Source organism: Pseudomonas sp. PS1(2021), assembly GCF_020405165.1.
Taxonomy (GTDB): Bacteria; Pseudomonadota; Gammaproteobacteria; order Pseudomonadales; family Pseudomonadaceae; genus Pseudomonas; species Pseudomonas aeruginosa.
Map to the genome: position 1 here is coordinate 320,825 of NZ_CP084484.1, position 16,160 is coordinate 336,984.

21 protein-coding genes and 1 tRNA gene are annotated in these 16,160 nt (G+C 67.8%); 17 read left to right on the forward strand and 5 right to left on the reverse strand.

All coding sequences use genetic code 11. The features are described from left to right. Positions 1-36: 36 nt before the first annotated feature. The 12 genes from phnD to phnP all read left to right on the forward strand — a co-directional run bounded on the left by phnD (position 37) and on the right by phnP (position 9,773). Complete coding sequence (gene phnD, locus LE197_RS01595) at positions 37-1,041, forward strand: phosphonate ABC transporter substrate-binding protein (protein ID WP_003091795.1); 1,005 nt, start codon at positions 37-39, stop codon at positions 1,039-1,041. A gap of 67 nt (positions 1,042-1,108) precedes the next feature. Further along, the gene (phnE, locus tag LE197_RS01600) at positions 1,109-1,903 is read left to right on the forward strand and encodes a phosphonate ABC transporter, permease protein PhnE (RefSeq protein ID WP_033968551.1); all 795 of its coding nucleotides are present in this window, start codon (positions 1,109-1,111) and stop codon (positions 1,901-1,903) included. A 20-nt stretch (positions 1,904-1,923) separates the two neighbouring features. Then, on the forward strand, positions 1,924-2,646 hold the full coding sequence (gene phnF, locus LE197_RS01605; RefSeq protein WP_073648728.1) for a phosphonate metabolism transcriptional regulator PhnF: 723 nt from the start codon (positions 1,924-1,926) through the stop codon (positions 2,644-2,646). Between the two features lie 9 nt (positions 2,647-2,655). Next, positions 2,656-3,114, forward strand: a complete 459-nt coding sequence (gene phnG, locus LE197_RS01610) for a phosphonate C-P lyase system protein PhnG (protein WP_003098697.1) — start codon at positions 2,656-2,658, stop codon at positions 3,112-3,114. Further along, positions 3,114-3,743 (forward strand): phosphonate C-P lyase system protein PhnH, encoded by a 630-nt coding sequence (phnH, locus tag LE197_RS01615; protein ID WP_003113122.1) that lies wholly within the window; start codon positions 3,114-3,116, stop codon positions 3,741-3,743. The genes phnG and phnH overlap by 1 nt, the downstream gene beginning before the upstream one ends. After that, positions 3,743-4,843, forward strand: coding sequence for a carbon-phosphorus lyase complex subunit PhnI (locus tag LE197_RS01620; RefSeq protein ID WP_058178457.1), 1,101 nt, complete (start codon positions 3,743-3,745; stop codon positions 4,841-4,843). The genes phnH and LE197_RS01620 overlap by 1 nt, the downstream gene beginning before the upstream one ends. Further along, complete coding sequence (locus tag LE197_RS01625) at positions 4,840-5,724, forward strand: alpha-D-ribose 1-methylphosphonate 5-phosphate C-P-lyase PhnJ (RefSeq protein ID WP_003113123.1); 885 nt, start codon at positions 4,840-4,842, stop codon at positions 5,722-5,724. The genes LE197_RS01620 and LE197_RS01625 overlap by 4 nt, the downstream gene beginning before the upstream one ends. Beyond that, positions 5,721-6,536 (forward strand): phosphonate C-P lyase system protein PhnK, encoded by an 816-nt coding sequence (gene phnK, locus LE197_RS01630; protein ID WP_042169985.1) that lies wholly within the window; start codon positions 5,721-5,723, stop codon positions 6,534-6,536. Before LE197_RS01625 ends, phnK begins: the two co-directional genes overlap by 4 nt. A 49-nt stretch (positions 6,537-6,585) precedes the next feature. Next, positions 6,586-7,302, forward strand: coding sequence for a phosphonate C-P lyase system protein PhnL (phnL, locus tag LE197_RS01635; RefSeq protein ID WP_003098702.1), 717 nt, complete (start codon positions 6,586-6,588; stop codon positions 7,300-7,302). Further along, the gene (locus LE197_RS01640) at positions 7,292-8,455 is read left to right on the forward strand and encodes an alpha-D-ribose 1-methylphosphonate 5-triphosphate diphosphatase (protein ID WP_033968555.1); all 1,164 of its coding nucleotides are present in this window, start codon (positions 7,292-7,294) and stop codon (positions 8,453-8,455) included. The genes phnL and LE197_RS01640 overlap by 11 nt, the downstream gene beginning before the upstream one ends. Beyond that, positions 8,455-9,012, forward strand: coding sequence for a phosphonate metabolism protein/1,5-bisphosphokinase (PRPP-forming) PhnN (gene phnN, locus LE197_RS01645; protein WP_059309713.1), 558 nt, complete (start codon positions 8,455-8,457; stop codon positions 9,010-9,012). Before LE197_RS01640 ends, phnN begins: the two co-directional genes overlap by 1 nt. Further along, the gene (gene phnP / locus LE197_RS01650) at positions 9,003-9,773 is read left to right on the forward strand and encodes a phosphonate metabolism protein PhnP (protein WP_059309712.1); all 771 of its coding nucleotides are present in this window, start codon (positions 9,003-9,005) and stop codon (positions 9,771-9,773) included. The genes phnN and phnP overlap by 10 nt, the downstream gene beginning before the upstream one ends. Before the next feature lie 38 nt (positions 9,774-9,811). Here the strand turns inward: phnP and LE197_RS01655 are convergent, their stop codons facing one another. The 4 genes from LE197_RS01655 to LE197_RS01670 form a co-directional block, all read right to left on the reverse strand. Next, positions 9,812-9,997 (reverse strand): PA3371 family protein, encoded by a 186-nt coding sequence (locus LE197_RS01655; protein WP_003091768.1) that lies wholly within the window; start codon positions 9,995-9,997, stop codon positions 9,812-9,814. Positions 9,998-10,048: 51 nt separating this feature from the next. Continuing rightward, positions 10,049-10,195 carry a hypothetical protein gene (locus LE197_RS01660; RefSeq protein WP_003091766.1) on the reverse strand — a complete coding sequence of 49 codons (147 nt, stop codon included), beginning with the start codon at positions 10,193-10,195 and terminating at the stop codon, positions 10,049-10,051. Between the two features lie 88 nt (positions 10,196-10,283). Continuing rightward, on the reverse strand, positions 10,284-10,562 hold the full coding sequence (locus LE197_RS01665; protein WP_033968561.1) for a hypothetical protein: 279 nt from the start codon (positions 10,560-10,562) through the stop codon (positions 10,284-10,286). Between the two features lie 192 nt (positions 10,563-10,754). Beyond that, positions 10,755-11,273, reverse strand: coding sequence for a GNAT family N-acetyltransferase (locus tag LE197_RS01670; protein ID WP_003091762.1), 519 nt, complete (start codon positions 11,271-11,273; stop codon positions 10,755-10,757). A gap of 119 nt (positions 11,274-11,392) precedes the next feature. On the opposite strand from LE197_RS01670, the gene LE197_RS01675 reads away from it, so the two are divergent. Then, a tRNA-Arg gene (locus tag LE197_RS01675) sits at positions 11,393-11,469 on the forward strand. Positions 11,470-11,519: 50 nt separating this feature from the next. Here LE197_RS01675 and LE197_RS01680 read toward each other — a convergent pair. Then, entirely contained in the window at positions 11,520-11,858 is a 339-nt protein-coding gene (locus LE197_RS01680) for a hypothetical protein (protein ID WP_033968564.1), read from the reverse strand. A gap of 266 nt (positions 11,859-12,124) precedes the next feature. On the opposite strand from LE197_RS01680, the gene LE197_RS01685 reads away from it, so the two are divergent. From LE197_RS01685 to amiR, 4 genes are all read left to right on the forward strand, one after another. After that, a complete protein-coding gene (locus LE197_RS01685; protein ID WP_023106108.1) occupies positions 12,125-13,165 on the forward strand; it encodes an aliphatic amidase in 1,041 nt (346 codons plus the stop codon). A gap of 83 nt (positions 13,166-13,248) precedes the next feature. Next, complete coding sequence (locus tag LE197_RS01690; RefSeq protein ID WP_003098718.1) at positions 13,249-14,364, forward strand: AAA family ATPase; 1,116 nt, start codon at positions 13,249-13,251, stop codon at positions 14,362-14,364. 25 nt (positions 14,365-14,389) lie between these two features. Next, the gene (gene amiC / locus LE197_RS01695) at positions 14,390-15,547 is read left to right on the forward strand and encodes an aliphatic amidase expression-regulating protein AmiC (protein WP_033968566.1); all 1,158 of its coding nucleotides are present in this window, start codon (positions 14,390-14,392) and stop codon (positions 15,545-15,547) included. Next, entirely contained in the window at positions 15,544-16,134 is a 591-nt protein-coding gene (amiR, locus tag LE197_RS01700; protein ID WP_058178850.1) for a transcriptional antitermination factor AmiR, read from the forward strand. Before amiC ends, amiR begins: the two co-directional genes overlap by 4 nt. Positions 16,135-16,160 lie beyond the last annotated feature (26 nt).

Genomic DNA, 16,160 nt, shown 5'->3' on the forward strand with positions numbered 1-16,160 from the left:
TAAAGACCCGCCAAACCCTGCCCAGGAGTTCTCTCCATGTTGAAACGCTTCAGTCGTGTGCTCGCGGCTTCCGCCCTGCTCGCCGGCTCCCTTGCCGGGATGGCGCACGCCGACCAGCCGGTGATCAATTTCGGGATCATCTCCACCGAATCGTCGCAGAACCTCAAGAGCATCTGGGAACCCTTCCTCAAGGACATGAGCCAGCAGACCGGCTACCAGGTGAAGGCCTTCTTCGCCCCCGACTACGCCGGGATCATCCAGGGCATGCGTTTCGACAAGGTCGACATCGCCTGGTACGGCAACAAGGCCGCCATGGAAGCGGTGGATCGCGCCCACGGCGAGATCTTCGCCCAGACCGTCGCCGCCAGCGGCGCGCCGGGCTACTGGAGCCTGCTGATCGCCAACAAGGACAGCAAGATCGATAGCGTCGAGGACATGCTGGCGAACGCCAAGAGCCTGACCTTCGGCAACGGCGATCCGAACTCCACGTCCGGCTACCTGGTGCCCGGCTACTACGTGTTCGCCAAGAACAACGTCGACCCGGTCAAGGCCTTCAAGCGCACCCTCAACTCCAGCCACGAGGTCAACGCCCTGGCGGTGGCCAACAAGCAGGTCGACGTCGCCACCTTCAATACCGAGGGCATGGAGCGGCTGGAACTGACCCAGCCGGAGAAGGCCAGGCAGCTCAAGGTGATCTGGAAGTCGCCGCTGATTCCGGGCGACCCGCTGGTGTGGCGCAACAACCTGAGCGACGAGCAGAAGAACAAGCTGCGCGACTTCTTCTTCAAGTACGGCGCCAACGCCGAGCAGAAGAAGGTCCTCGCCGACCTGCAATGGTCGAAGTTCCAGCCCTCCGACGATGACCAGTTGCTGCCGATCCGCCAGCTCGAGCTGTTCAAGCAGCGCACCGACGTGGCGAACAACGCCAACCTCGGTGCCGAGGAGAAGGCCGCCAAGCTGAAGGCCCTCGACGAGGAGCTGGCCAAGCTGGAGAAACGCATGGCCGAGCGCGAGCAGAAGACCGCCGCCAACGCCGGCTGATCCACCCCGGGCGCGGCCGGCGCCGCGCCCCACCCGATTCGCCAATACCGCTGTCGAGATTCCCGATATGAGCACTCTGAGCACCACCGCCGCGGCGGACGCCACCGGCAAGCCATCCTGGGGACGCCTGGTCGGCTGGGGCCTGTTCCTCGCCATCCTCGCCTGGTCCTGGAAGGGCGCGGAAATGAACCCGGCCGTGCTGTTCCGCGACGCCGGCAACATGGCGACCTTCGCCGCCGACTTCTTCCCGCCGGACTTCGGCAATTGGAAGCTCTACCTCAGCGAGATGCTGGTCACCGTGCAGATCGCCCTCTGGGGCACGGTGCTGGCGATCGTCTGCGCCATCCCGCTGTCGATCCTGGCCTCCGAGAACATCGTGCCCTGGTGGGTCTACCAGCCGGTGCGGCGGGTGATGGATGCCTGCCGTTCGATCAACGAGATGGTCTTCGCCATGCTCTTCGTGGTCGCCGTCGGCCTGGGCCCGTTCGCCGGCGTGCTGGCGCTGTTCATCAGTACCACCGGGGTGCTCGCCAAGCTCTTCGCCGAGGCGGTCGAGGCGATCGACCCCGGTCCGGTCGAAGGCGTCCGTGCCACCGGTGCCAGCGCCCTGCAGGAGGTCATCTTCGGGGTCATCCCGCAGGTCCTGCCGCTGTGGATCTCCTATTCGCTGTACCGCTTCGAGTCCAACGTGCGTTCCGCCACCGTGGTCGGGATGGTCGGCGCCGGCGGCATCGGCGTGATCCTCTGGGAGGCCATCCGCGGCTTCCAGTTCGGCCAGACCTGCGCCGTGCTGATCGTGATCATCGTGGTGGTGAGCCTGATCGACGTTCTGTCACAACGCCTGCGCAAGCTGTTCATCTGACGACGCGAGGAGGGCGCCTGGTGCGCCCTTTCCAAACCATGCACTTGTCTAGACAAAGCGAACCGCTGTACCGCGAACTGGCCGAACGGCTGCGCCAGGAACTGCTGGCCTACCGCCCCGGCGACTACCTGCCCGGCGAGATCCAGCTGGCCCAGCGCTTCGCGGTGAACCGCCATACCCTGCGCCGGGCGCTCGACGAACTGGTGCTCGAAGGCCGCGTGCTGCGGCGCCAGGGCAAGGGCACCCAGGTCCTGGAGGCGCCGACGATCTACCCGATGGGCGCCGCCAACGCCTACACCGAGTCGCTCTCGGCCCAGGGCCACCGGGTCGAGGCACGGCTGCTGGAGGCGCGCCAGCGTCCGGCCGGCGCCGCCGAGGCCACCCACCTGGGGATCGGCGAGGGCGGGCGGGTGCTGGAACTGACCACCCTGCGTTACCTCGACGGCCAGCCGGTGAGCCTGATCCGCCACTGCTACGCCGTTTCCCGCAGCGAGCTGCTCGCCGACTACCAGGGCGGTTCGCTGCGTCGCTACCTGGCCGACAAAGGCCTGCCGCTGACCCGCACCTACAGCCTGATCGGTGCGCGCCTGCCCAACCGCGAGGAGTCGGCGCGCCTGCTGATGCCCCGCCACGCGCCGTTGCTCACCGTCCTCACCCTGTCCCGCGACCGTACCGGCCAACCGGTGGAGCTGGCCCAGTCGATCAGCCGCGCCGATCGCTTCCAGTACCAGGTCGCCCCCTAGGAGAAGCCCATGACCGCCTTGCATTCCGATCCCACCATCGCCGCGCGACAGCGCTGGATGGGCGTGCTCGCCCGCGCCCGTCGCGAGGAGCTGGACGCCCATGCGGACGCCCTGCGCGATGCCGACTATCACCTGCTGCGCGCCGCCGAGACCGGCATGACCCTGGTGCGCGGACGCATGGGCGGCACCGGCAGCCCGTTCAACCTCGGCGAGATGACCGTGACCCGCTGCGTGGTGCGGCTCGGTGACGGACGCACCGGCTACAGCTATGTCGCCGGGCGCGACAAGCGCCACGCCGAGCTGGCCGCCCTGGCCGACGCGCACCTGCAGGGCGCCGACGCGGCGGCCTGGCAGGCGCGCCTGATCGAACCGCTGGCCCGCACCCAGGCCGAGCGCCGCGCCGCCCAGGAGGCGGAAATCGCCACTACCAAGGTGGAGTTCTTCACCCTGGTCCGAGGAGAAGATTGATGACCAGCGCTTCGCTTCCCAGCCCGGCGGATACCGCCGCGCTATTGCAACCGGCGTTCCAGGACCCGGTCCTGGACGCCCAGCGGAGTTTCCGCGCGGCGCTCAAGGCCCTCGCCGAACCGGGGCTGGTGCGCAACCTCGACCGCGCACCGGCGCTGGCCGCGTTGCAACCGGCCAGCTACGCGCTGTGCCTGAGCTTCCTCGACTCCGACACCCCGCTGTGGCTGGCGCCGGGTCTCGACAGCCCGACGTTGCGCGCCAACCTGGCCTTCCATTGCGGCTGCCCGATCGTCGCCGAGCGCGAGCAGGCGCTGTTCGCCTTGCTCGACGAAGGCGAGCTGGACGACCTGAGCGGCTTCGACAGCGGCAGCGACCGTTATCCGGACCAGTCCTGCACCCTGCTGATCCAGCTTGCCGGCCTCGATGGCGGCGCCTCGCTGGAGTGGCGCGGACCGGGCATCGCCGAGGTGCGCCAGGTGGCGTTGCCGGTGAGCGCCGGGTTCTGGGCGCAGCGTGCCGCACGCACCGAATTCCCCAGGGGCCTGGATGCCTTCTTCGCCGCCGGCGAGCGCATCCTCGGCCTGCCACGCAGTACCCGGGTCAGCGAACCCGTCGAGGAGGTGGCCTGATGTACGTAGCCGTCAAGGGTGGCGAGAAGGCCATCGACAACGCCCATCGCCTGCTGGCGCGCAAGCGCCGCGGCGATACCGCGCTGCCGGAGCTGTCGGTGGAGCAGATCCGCCAGCAGATGCCGCTGGCCGTGGCGCGGGTGATGACCGAAGGTTCGCTGTACGACGAGCAACTGGCGGCACTGGCGATCAAGCAGGCGGCCGGCGACCTGATGGAAGCGATCTTCCTCCTCCGCGCCTACCGCACCACGCTGCCGCGCTTCGCCGCCAGCCTGCCGCTGGATACCGCCGGGATGTGCCTGCAGCGACGGATCTCGGCGACCTACAAGGACCTGCCGGGCGGGCAACTGCTCGGTCCGACCTTCGACTATACCCATCGCCTGCTCGACTTCAGCCTGCTCGCCGAGGGCGACTACCCCGGCCCCGAGGTGGAGCGGGGCGCCTCCCTGGAGCCTTGTCCGCGCGTGCTCGGCCTGCTCGACCGGGAAGGCCTGATGACGCCGGAGTACGAACTGCCCGGCGCGGTGCCGGATATCACCCGCGAGCCGCTCGACTTCCCCACCGGCCGCGCCCAGCGCCTGCAGGCCCTGGCCCGCGGCGACGAGGGCTTCCTTCTCGCCCTGGGCTATTCGACCCAGCGCGGCTACGGCCGCAACCATCCGTTCGCCGGGGAGATCCGCATCGGCGCCTGCGAGGTCTGGCTGGAGCCCGAGGAACTCGGCTTCGCGGTGCCGGTGGGTGAGATCGAGGTCACCGAGTGCGAGATGGTCAACCAGTTCGTCGGTTCCCGCGAGGAGCTGCCGCAATTCACCCGTGGCTACGGCCTGGCCTTCGGCTACGCCGAGCGCAAGGCGATGGGCATGGCCCTGGTCGACCGCGCCCTGCGCGCCGAGGAATACGGCGAGGAGGTGGTGTCGCCGGCGCAGCAGGAAGAGTTCGTCCTGATGCACTGCGACAACGTCGAGGCTGGCGGCTTCGTCTCGCACCTGAAGCTGCCGCACTACGTCGATTTCCAGTCCGAGCTGGAGCTGATTCGCAAGCTGCGTCGTCCCGGCGTCGCCGAATCCGCGCAACCCACTGTCCAGGAGAAGCGCGCATGAGCCTTTCCCCGCAAGCTAGCGCCGCGCCGGAGCAGGGCTACAACTTCGCCTACCTCGACGAGCAGACCAAGCGCATGATCCGCCGCGGCCTGCTCAAGGCGGTGGCGATCCCCGGCTACCAGGTGCCCTTCGGCGGCCGCGAGATGCCGCTGCCCTACGGCTGGGGCACCGGCGGTATGCAGGTGACCGCGGCCATCCTCGGTGCCGACGACGTGCTCAAGGTGATCGACCAGGGCGCCGACGACACCACCAACGCGGTATCCATCCGGCGTTTCTTCGCCCGCACCGCCGGGGTCGCCACCACCGAACGGACCCCGGAGGCGACGGTGATCCAGACCCGCCACCGGATACCGGAAACCGCGCTGAGCGGCGAGCAGATCATGGTCTACCAGGTGCCGATCCCCGAGCCGCTGCGCTTCATCGAGCCTTCCGAGGCGGAGACCCGGACCATGCACGCGCTCGACGACTACGGGGTGATGCACGTGAAGCTCTACGAGGACATCGCCACCTTCGGCCATATCGCCACCAGCTATGCCTACCCGGTGACGGTGGACGAGCGCTACGTGATGGATCCCTCGCCGATTCCCAAGTTCGACAACCCCAAGCTGGACATGAACCCGGCGCTGATGCTGTTCGGCGCCGGTCGCGAGAAGCGCCTGTACGCGGTGCCGCCGTTCACCCGGGTGGCGAGCCTGGACTTCGAGGACCACCCCTTCGAGGTCCAGCGCTGGGAGGAAAGCTGCGCCTTCTGCGGCAGCCACGAGTCCTACCTGGACGAACTGATCGTCGACGACCGTGGCGGCAAGCGCTTCGTCTGTTCCGACACCGATTACTGCACGCAGCGGCGTGCCCGCCAGGAAGAAGGGGAGGACGCGCAATGAACGCGGTCTGCGAATCCATCGATGCGGGCCTCGACGCGCGCGACCGGCCGCTGCTCTCGGTACGCGGCCTGACCCGCCTGTACGGGCCGGAAAAGGGCTGCCAGGAGGTCGACTTCGATCTCTACCCTGGCGAGGTGCTGGGCATCGTCGGCGAGTCCGGCTCGGGCAAGTCGACCCTGCTCTCGTTGCTCTCCGGGCGCTGTCCGCCGGACGCCGGCACGGTCGCCTACCGCGACGACGGCGACCGCTGGCTGGACCTCTACGCCGCCAGCGAAGCCGAGCGGCGCACCCTGCTGCGCACCGAGTGGGGCTTCGTCGAGCAGAACCCGCGCGACGGCCTGCGCATGGGCGTGTCCGCCGGCGCCAACATCGGCGAACGGCTGATGGCCCAGGGCGTGCGCCACTACGGTCGGCTGCGCCAGGCCGGGCTGGACTGGCTGGAACAGGTGGAGATCGATCCGCTGCGCATCGACGACCTGCCGCGAACCTTTTCCGGCGGCATGCAGCAGCGCCTGCAGATCGCCCGCAACCTGGTCTCGGCGCCACGCCTGGTGTTCATGGACGAGCCCACCGGCGGCCTCGACGTGTCGGTGCAGGCGCGCCTGCTCGACCTGCTGCGTGGCCTGGTGCGCGAGCTGGACCTGGCGGTGGTGATCGTCACCCACGACCTGGCGGTGGCGCGCCTGCTCGCCGACCGCCTGATGGTCATGCGCCGTTCGCGGGTGGTGGAAGCCGGTCTCACCGACCAGATTCTCGACGACCCGCAGCATCCGTACACGCAATTGCTGGTGTCGTCGGTCCTGCAACCCTGAGCCGAAGCGTCGGCGCCGGTCCGCGCGACGGGCGCCCGGAGAAGTAGCGATGAACAACCTGATCGAGGTCCGCGACCTCAGCAAGACCTTCACCCTGCACCAGCAACAGGGCGTAGTGCTCAATGTGCTGCGCGGGCTCAACTTCAATGTCGCCGGCGGCGAATGCCTGGTGCTCCACGGACGCTCCGGTGCCGGCAAGAGCACCCTGCTGCGCACGCTCTACGGCAACTACCTGCCGGCCGGCGGCAGCATCCGCCTGCGCCACGCCGGCGACTGGCTGGAACTGGTCGGCGCCGAGCCTCGCGAGGTGCTCGCCGTGCGTCGCCAGACCCTCGGCTATGTCAGCCAGTTCCTGCGGGTGATCCCGCGGGTGGCGACCCTCGACGTGGTCATGGAGCCGGCCCTGGCCCGTGGCTGGAGCCGCGACAGCGCCGAACTGCGGGCGCGCAGCCTGCTGGCCCGGCTGAACATCCCGGAACGCCTCTGGCAACTGGCGCCGGGTACCTTTTCCGGCGGCGAGCAGCAACGCGTCAACATTGCCCGCGGCTTCATGGTCGAGTGGCCGATCCTGCTACTCGACGAGCCGACCGCGTCCCTCGACGAAGCCAACCGCCAGGTAGTGCTGGAACTGATCGGCGAAGCCAAGGCCGCCGGCGCCGCGTTGATCGGCATCTTCCACGACCGCGCCGCCCGCGAGGCGGTGGCCAGCCGCTACCTGGACATGAGCCAGGAGCTTTCCCGCCAGGAGCAAGCCCATGTCGTCTGAACGCGTTCTCAGCAATGCCCGGGTAGTCAGCGCCGAGCGGGTCTTCGTCGGCAGCGTGCTGCTGCGCGACGGCCTGATCGCCGCGGTCGACGAAGGCCGCAGCCACCTGGCCGGGGCCGAGGACCTGGGGGGCGACTACCTGCTGCCCGGCCTGGTCGAGCTGCACACCGACAACCTGGAGAAGCACATGAGCCCGCGTCCCGGCGTCGACTGGCCGTCGGCCTCGGCGGTGCTGGCGCACGACGCGCAGATCGTCGCCGCGGGGATCACCACGGTGTTCGACGCGCTGTCCATCGGCGACGTCAACCCCAAGGGCAGGCGCATGCAGCAGTTGCCGAAGATGCTCGAGGCCATCGGCGAGGCCGCCGCCAGCGGCGACGCGCGCGCCGACCATCGCCTGCACCTGCGTTGCGAGGTCAGCCATCCGCAGACGCTGGAGGTGTTCCGCGAACTGGTCGAGCATCCGCTGGTGCAACTGGTCTCGGTGATGGACCACGCCCCCGGCCAGCGCCAGTTCGCCAGGCTGGAGAAGTACCGCGAGTACTACCAGGGCAAGTACCACCTGAGCGATGCCGAGATGGACGCCTTCATCGTCGAGCAGGTAGCCAACTCCGAGCGCTACAGCGACGCCGCCCGTGCGGCCATCGTCGATGTCTGCCAGGGACGCGGCCTGTCGGTGGCCAGCCATGACGACGCGACCCTCGCGCATGTCCGCGAGTCGGCCGGCTACGGCATGGCCATCGCCGAGTTCCCGACCACCGTGGAGGCCGCCAGGGCCAGCCACGAGCATGGCCTGCAGGTGCTGATGGGGGCGCCCAACGTGGTCCGCGGCGGTTCCCACTCGGGCAACGTGGCGGCGGCGCAACTGGCGGGAATCGGCGTGCTGGATATCCTTTCCAGCGACTACTATCCGGCCAGCCTGCTGCATGCGGCCTTGCTGCTCGCCGGCGAGCACAGCGAGTATGATGCGATCCGCTACGACCTGCCGCGCGCGGTGGCGATGGTCAGCCGTACCCCGGCGCTGGCCGCCGGGCTGACCGATCGTGGCGAAATCCGCGTCGGCCTGCGCGCCGATCTGCTGCAGGCGCGGGCGCTCGGCAACAACCAGCCGGTGGTGCGCCAGGTCTGGCGCGGCGGGCAGAGAGTGTTCTGATGACAGGCAGACTGATTTATCTGATGGGGCCTTCCGGCTCGGGCAAGGACAGCCTGTTGCAGGCCGCGCGCGAGCCCCTGGCGCTGCGCGGCTGCCGTATCGTGCGGCGGCTGATCACGCGCTCCGCGGAAGCGGTGGGGGAGGACGCCCAGGCGGTGACTCCGGCGCAGTTCGACACCCTCGAGCGGGCCTCGGCGTTCGCCATGAGCTGGCGCGCCAACGGCCTTTGCTATGGCATCCCGGTGCAGATCGACGAGTGGTTGGCACAGGGCTACGACGTGCTGGTGAACGGCTCGCGCGGCTACCTGGCGCAGGCCCGCCGGCGCTATCCGGATCTGCTCGCGGTCCTGCTCGGGGTGAAACCCGAGGTGCTGCGCCAGCGCCTGCTGGCGCGTGGCCGGGAAAGCCCCGAGGAAATCGAGGCGCGCCTGGCGCGCAACGCCGAGTTCGCCGCCGGCCTGGAGGGCCCGCTGTTCCAACTGGACAACTCCGGTGACCTCGACGACACGCTACGCAGCCTCCTGGTCCGTCTCGGCAGCGACCGCGCATGCGCCTGACCCTGCTCGGCACCGGCGACGCCCGCCAGGTGCCGGTCTACGGTTGCGATTGCCCGGCCTGTCGCAACGCCCGCGCCGACGCCGTCCTGCGTCGCCGTCCCTGTAGCGCGCTGCTGGAGTGCGCCGGCCAGCGCTGGCTGATCGACAGCGGCCTGGTCGATCTCTGCGAGCGCTTCCCGCCCCATAGCCTCGACGGCATCCTCCAGACCCATTACCACGCCGACCACGCCCAGGGCCTGCTGCACCTGCGCTGGGGCCAGGGCCTGGTGATCCCGGTGCACGGCCCGGCTGACCCGGAGGGCCTCGCCGACCTCTACAAGCATCCGGGCATCCTCGATTTCAGCCAGCCCTTCGGCGCCTTCGAGCGGCGCCAGTGGGGCGCGCTGGCGGCGACCGCGTTGCCGCTGGTCCACTCGAAGCCAACCTTCGGCTACTTGCTGGAGGGGGCTTCCGAGGAGGGAACGATACGGCGCCTGGCCTACCTCACCGATACCGTCGGGCTGCCGGCGGACAGCGCCTCGCGATTGCTCGCGGCGCCGCTGGACCTGCTGGTGCTGGACTGCTCGATGCCGCCGCAGGAGCGGCCGCCGCGCAACCACAACGACCTGACGCGGGCACTGGAGTGCATCGAATCGCTGCGTCCCCGGCGGGCCGTGTTGACCCACGTCGGGCATACGCTGGACGCCTGGCTGCTGGACCACCCCGCTGCGTTGCCCGAAGGGGTGGAACTGGCGCGCGACGGCATGTGCCTGCCGCTGTGAGCGACGCTGTAGCGCCAGGCAAAGCGCTGCGGGCGAAATCAGTCCAGGCTGGGATCGAAGCGGATTCGCCGACCCACCACCAGCGCAAACAGCAGCCAGGCGCCGGATATGCCCAGCAGTCCCCAGGCGCACCAGGCGAGGAGGGTGGCGTCGGGCGGCAGGCTCAGCGCCAGGATCGCGCTGGCGATCACCACGAACAGAAGAATGACGGCGGATCGTGACATGGTTTCACTCCCGGAGCCCTCTCCGTCGGGCTCGCTGTTCCTTGTGCCGGCTCAGTGGCGACGAGGTTCCGTGGCGCCCTTGTCGCTCAGCGGAAGCTTCGCTGGATATTCGTCTCCTCCGCGCTCTATCAGCCAGAGCAGCCCGTAGACGCCGACCGAAAGGGCCAGGGCGGTCAGCGGCAAAGCCAGGATCCACATGTTCTTTCTCCCTTCCGCCCGCCAGCATCCCGGGGACCTGTGCGGCGGTGTAGCGTCGTTGGATGCCGGTCTCCCGGCGCTTGCTTCGTCAGAATGTCCAGGCCTGTTCGTCGGCCGCGGTCACCAGCGCCGTGCCGCGCTCGTCCTCGCCTACGGTGACGATGCGCGGGGATTCGTCGGGCGCCTGGATCACCAGTCGCTGCGCAGCGGGTGCCCACTGCGGCGTTGCGTTGCTGTCCAGCACTACCGGCCTTTCGCCGTTGCGTTCCTGAGTCCTGTCCTCGTCGCCCAGTGCGCTGTTCTGGAAGACTACGAGAGCCAGCAGGGAAAGAAGTCCGGTGCCGACCAGGTTGCGTGAGCTGCTCATGTTCACCTCCATTTCGTAGCTTTGCCAGGCAGATGGCCAAGGTTTGATCCTGAGGGTCTTGTAGCAGCGGTTGTGCCAACTTTTTTCTATAAAAAATCCTTTTAAATCAATTATATATGTCTGTGCCTGGAACTCTGTAGCATGCGCTTTGCACGGATTGGCATTTTGCCGGTTGCAAAATGCATGATGATTTCAGCCCAGATGCAGCGCCAGGCTTACGCCGTGGCTGGTGAACCCCAGCGCGGCATAGAAGCGCTGCGCGGTTTCCCGGTCCTGATGACTGGAAAGCGCCAGTTTGTAGCAGCCCCAACTGCGCGCGCGCTCCACGGCCCGGCCGATCAGTTCGCGGCCTACGCCTTGGCCGCGGGCGTGGCGGTCGACCACCATGTCTTCGAGAATCGCCGAGCGGGCGAAATCGTGCGCCAGGTGTTCGATCAGATGCAGGGTGCAGGTGCCGAGCAGGCGCTCGCCGCGCTCGGCCACCAGGGTGACCCGGTCGCCGCGCGGTCGTTGCAGCTGGATGGCCAGCAACGCCGGGTCCGGGCGCGGATCGGCGCTACCGAGTTGCTGTAGCAGCAACGACAGGCGCGGCGCGTCGTGCTCGCTGGCGATCCGCACGTCGAAGCTGGCGAAGGGGGAGTCCGGTATCCGCGGCTGGCGCGGGGCGTCCGGCAGGTCCTGTGCGGCGGGAATGGCGACGGTCTGGTTCATGCTGCACCTCCAGGGTTGCGGAAAATTATGCGCAGCCTTGGTGGCAGTGGCATGACAAACGCTTTCTCTGCCGTTAACATGCCGCCCGGACGCGGCGCACCGCTCGCCATGTCCGGTGTGTCCCGGTAGCTCAATTGGATAGAGCATCCCCCTCCTAAGGGGAAGGTTGGAGGTTCGACCCCTCTCCGGGACGCCATTTCATGCTCTGCTCCAGCTTCCCTCGCCGCTTCGCCAGTCCGCTTGCCGTCACTTTCTCCGATAGCTTTTCTTGCCGCCCGGCGTCAGGCAGTACACCCCTCCGCGCGGGCCCGTGCAGAACGAGCCGCTGCCACAGGCACAGCCCTGCGTCGTGCCTTGCAGACGCTGTACGGCGGGTTGTCCGGTACGTCCGCCGGCGTTGCCGAAGTAGGCCGCGCAACTGCGCTTCGAGGCGCTGATGGAGCCGTCGTTGCAGAGAAAGATGTCGCCGTCGCAACCGGCGATACCGCCTTTCTTTCCCGAGCAGGGGCTATTGGCGGCCAGTGCCGGAAATGCGCAGACCGACAGGAGGAAGAGGGCGATCCAGGCGAAGAGTCCGAGTTTCATTAGCGAAGCTTCCGTGCGAATGATGGCTGCATGCTATCTCAGGCTCGCACCATGTGCTTTCGCGATCGCGCCGATTACATAACGTTACACGAACCTTGACAGGCCCTTCCGACGGGGCTTATAAGTGGCGCCATCAGGTCATGCGCATCAGCGTCGATGTCGCGGGACCGAACCTAACGCATACGCACAGAGCAAATGGGCTCTCCCGGGGTTACCCGGGAGGGCCTTTTTTCGTCCCGAAAAAATAACAACAAGAGGTGATACCCATGCGTCACGGCGATATTTCCAGCAGCAACGACACCGTCGGAGTGGCGGTGGTCAACTACAAGATGCCGCGCCTGCACACCGCGGCGGAGGTCCTGGACAACGCCCGGAAGATCGCCGACATGATCGTCGGCATGAAGCAGGGCCTGCCCGGCATGGACCTGGTGGTGTTCCCCGAGTACAGCCTGCAGGGCATCATGTACGATCCGGCGGAGATGATGGAAACCGCGGTGGCGATCCCCGGCGAGGAAACCGAGATATTCTCCCGCGCCTGCCGCAAGGCCAACGTCTGGGGCGTATTCTCCCTCACCGGCGAACGGCACGAGGAGCATCCGCGCAAGGCGCCGTACAACACCCTGGTGCTGATCGACAACAACGGCGAGATCGTCCAGAAGTACCGCAAGATCATTCCCTGGTGCCCCATCGAGGGCTGGTATCCCGGTGGCCAGACCTACGTCAGCGAAGGGCCGAAGGGCATGAAGATCAGCCTGATCATCTGCGACGACGGCAACTACCCGGAAATCTGGCGCGACTGCGCGATGAAGGGCGCCGAGCTGATCGTGCGCTGCCAGGGCTACATGTACCCGGCCAAGGACCAGCAGGTGATGATGGCCAAGGCCATGGCCTGGGCCAACAACTGCTATGTGGCGGTGGCCAACGCCGCCGGCTTCGACGGCGTGTATTCCTACTTCGGCCACTCGGCGATCATCGGCTTCGACGGCCGTACCCTCGGTGAGTGCGGCGAGGAGGAAATGGGTATCCAGTACGCCCAGCTGTCGCTTTCGCAGATCCGCGATGCGCGCGCCAACGATCAGTCGCAGAACCACCTGTTCAAGATCCTCCACCGCGGCTACAGCGGCTTGCAGGCATCCGGCGATGGCGACCGGGGCCTGGCGGAGTGTCCGTTCGAGTTCTACCGCACCTGGGTCACCGACGCCGAGAAGGCGCGCGACAATGTCGAGCGACTGACCCGCTCGACCACCGGCGTGGCGCAATGCCCGGTCGGCCGGCTGCCCTACGAGGGACTGGAGAAGGAAGCCTGACGGCAGACGCCGCCAGTCCGGCGTGCCGTCGTGCGGCACGCCGTCTCCGCCATTTCCCCCCTGTGGCAGAAGGAGTTTCATCCATGCCTTTTCTGAGCGACATGCTCGACCAGTCCCGCCGGCAGCAGGACGAGGAACAGGCCCTGGCGCGGGAGAATCTTGCCGAGGCAAGTCTGCTCCAGGCCCACCTGAGTCACCGCAGCGCCCTGCACAGCCGTTTCCGTTTCGACCCGGCGGCGGTGATGGACTGCCTGCGCGCCGAGGTGCTCGGCCAGGAACCGGCGCTACAGGCCGTCGAGGACATGCTCAAGGTGGTTCGCGCGGACATCGCCGACCCGCGCCGTCCGCTGTTCAGCGCGCTGTTCCTCGGCCCCACCGGAGTCGGCAAGACCGAGATCGTGCGCGCCCTGGCCAGGGCCCTGCACGGCGACGCCGAGGGGTTCTGCCGGGTGGACATGAACACCCTGTCCCAGGAGCACTATGCCGCCGCCCTCACCGGTGCGCCGCCGGGCTACGTCGGGGCGAAGGAGGGCACCACCCTGTTGGAGCAGGACAAGCTGGACGGCAGTCCCGGGCGCCCCGGCATCGTTCTCTTCGACGAACTGGAAAAGGCCAGCCCGGAAGTGGTCCATGCGTTGCTCAACGTACTCGACAACGGCCTGCTACGGGTCGCTTCCGGCGAACGCACCTACCATTTCCGCAACACCCTGGTGTTCATGACCAGCAATCTCTGCGCCCATGAGATCCAGCGCTACGACGAGCGTCGCCAGCGCCTGCCCTGGCGCCTGCTGCCGGTCGGCGGCGAGCGCCGGCGGCGGGACATCGACGGGATGGTCCGGGCCCGGCTGCTGAAGACCTTCTCGCCGGAGTTCGTCAATCGTCTCGATAGCGTGGTCACCTTCAACTGGATCGAACGCGACGTCGTCGCGCGCCTGGTCGAGCTGGAGGTGCAGCGGCTCAACCGGCGCCTGGAGAAGCATCGCTGCCGCCTGGAGGCGACCCCGGAGGTGCTGGCGAAGATCGCCCGCGCCGGCTTCGACCGGCAGTTCGGCGCCCGTGCGTTGCGCCGCAGCGTCCGTCATCATCTCGAGGTACCGCTGGCCGAGCATCTGCTCGATCACCACCAGCCGGGCGACGGGAACTGCACGACCTACCTGGCGAGCCTGGAGCACGAGCGGGTTCGCTTCGTACGGCGCTGAGCGACAGTCACAGGAGAGGAAACGGATGGGATCGCACCAGGAGCGGCCGCTGATCGGCCTGCTGTTCTCCGAAACCGGCGTCACCGCCGATATCGAGCGCTCGCAGCGCTATGGCGCATTGCTCGCGGTCGAGCAACTGAACCGCGAGGGCGGCGTCGGCGGTCGCCCGATCGAAACGCTGTCCCAGGACCCCGGCGGCGACCCGGACCGCTATCGGCTGTGCGCCGAGGACTTCATTCGCAACCGGGGGGTACGGTTCCTCGTGGGCTGCTACATGTCGCACACGCGCAAGGCGGTGATGCCGGTGGTCGAGCGCGCCGACGCGCTGCTCTGCTACCCGACCCCCTACGAGGGCTTCGAGTATTCGCCGAACATCGTCTACGGCGGTCCGGCGCCGAACCAGAACAGTGCGCCGCTGGCGGCGTACCTGATTCGCCACTACGGCGAGCGGGTGGTGTTCATCGGCTCGGACTACATCTATCCACGGGAAAGCAACCATGTGATGCGCCACCTGTATCGCCAGCACGGCGGCACGGTGCTCGAGGAAATCTACATTCCGCTGTATCCCTCCGACGACGACTTGCAGCGCGCCGTCGAGCGCATCTACCAGGCGCGCGCCGACGTGGTCTTCTCCACCGTGGTGGGCACCGGCACCGCCGAGCTGTATCGCGCCATCGCCCGTCGCTACGGCGACGGCAGGCGGCCGCCGATCGCCAGCCTGACCACCAGCGAGGCGGAGGTGGCGAAGATGGAGAGTGACGTGGCAGAGGGGCAGGTGGTGGTCGCGCCTTACTTCTCCAGCATCGATACGCCCGCCAGCCGGGCCTTCGTCCAGGCCTGCCATGGTTTCTTCCCGGAGAACGCGACCATCACCGCCTGGGCCGAGGCGGCCTACTGGCAGACCTTGTTGCTCGGCCGCGCCGCGCAGGCCGCAGGCAACTGGCGGGTGGAAGACGTGCAGCGGCACCTGTACGACATCGACATCGACGCGCCACAGGGGCCGGTCCGGGTGGAGCGCCAGAACAACCACAGCCGCCTGTCTTCGCGCATCGCGGAAATCGATGCGCGCGGCGTGTTCCAGGTCCGCTGGCAGTCGCCCGAACCGATTCGCCCCGACCCTTATGTCGTCGTGCATAACCTCGACGACTGGTCCGCCAGCATGGGCGGGGGAGCGCTCCCATGAGCGCCAACTCGCTGCTCGGCAGCCTGCGCGAGTTGCAGGTGCTGGTCCTCAACCCGCCGGGGGAGGTCAGCGACGCCCTGGTCTTGCAGCTGATCCGCATCGGTTGTTCGGTGCGCCAGTGCTGGCCGCCGCCGGAAGCCTTCGACGTGCCGGTGGACGTGGTCTTCACCAGCATTTTCCAGAATCGCCACCACGACGAGATCGCTGCGCTGCTCGCCGCCGGGACTCCGCGCACTACCCTGGTGGCGCTGGTGGAGTACGAAAGCCCCGCGGTGCTCTCGCAGATCATCGAGCTGGAGTGCCACGGCGTGATCACCCAGCCGCTCGATGCCCACCGGGTGCTGCCTGTGCTGGTATCGGCGCGGCGCATCAGCGAGGAAATGGCGAAGCTGAAGCAGAAGACCGAGCAGCTCCAGGACCGCATCGCCGGCCAGGCCCGGATCAACCAGGCCAAGGTGTTGCTGATGCAGCGCCATGGCTGGGACGAGCGCGAGGCGCACCAGTACCTGTCGCGGGAAGCGATGAAGCGGCGCGAGCCGATCCTGAAGATCGCTCAGGAGTTGCTGGGAAACGAGCCGTCCGCCTGAGCGATCCGGGCCGACCGGAACAATAA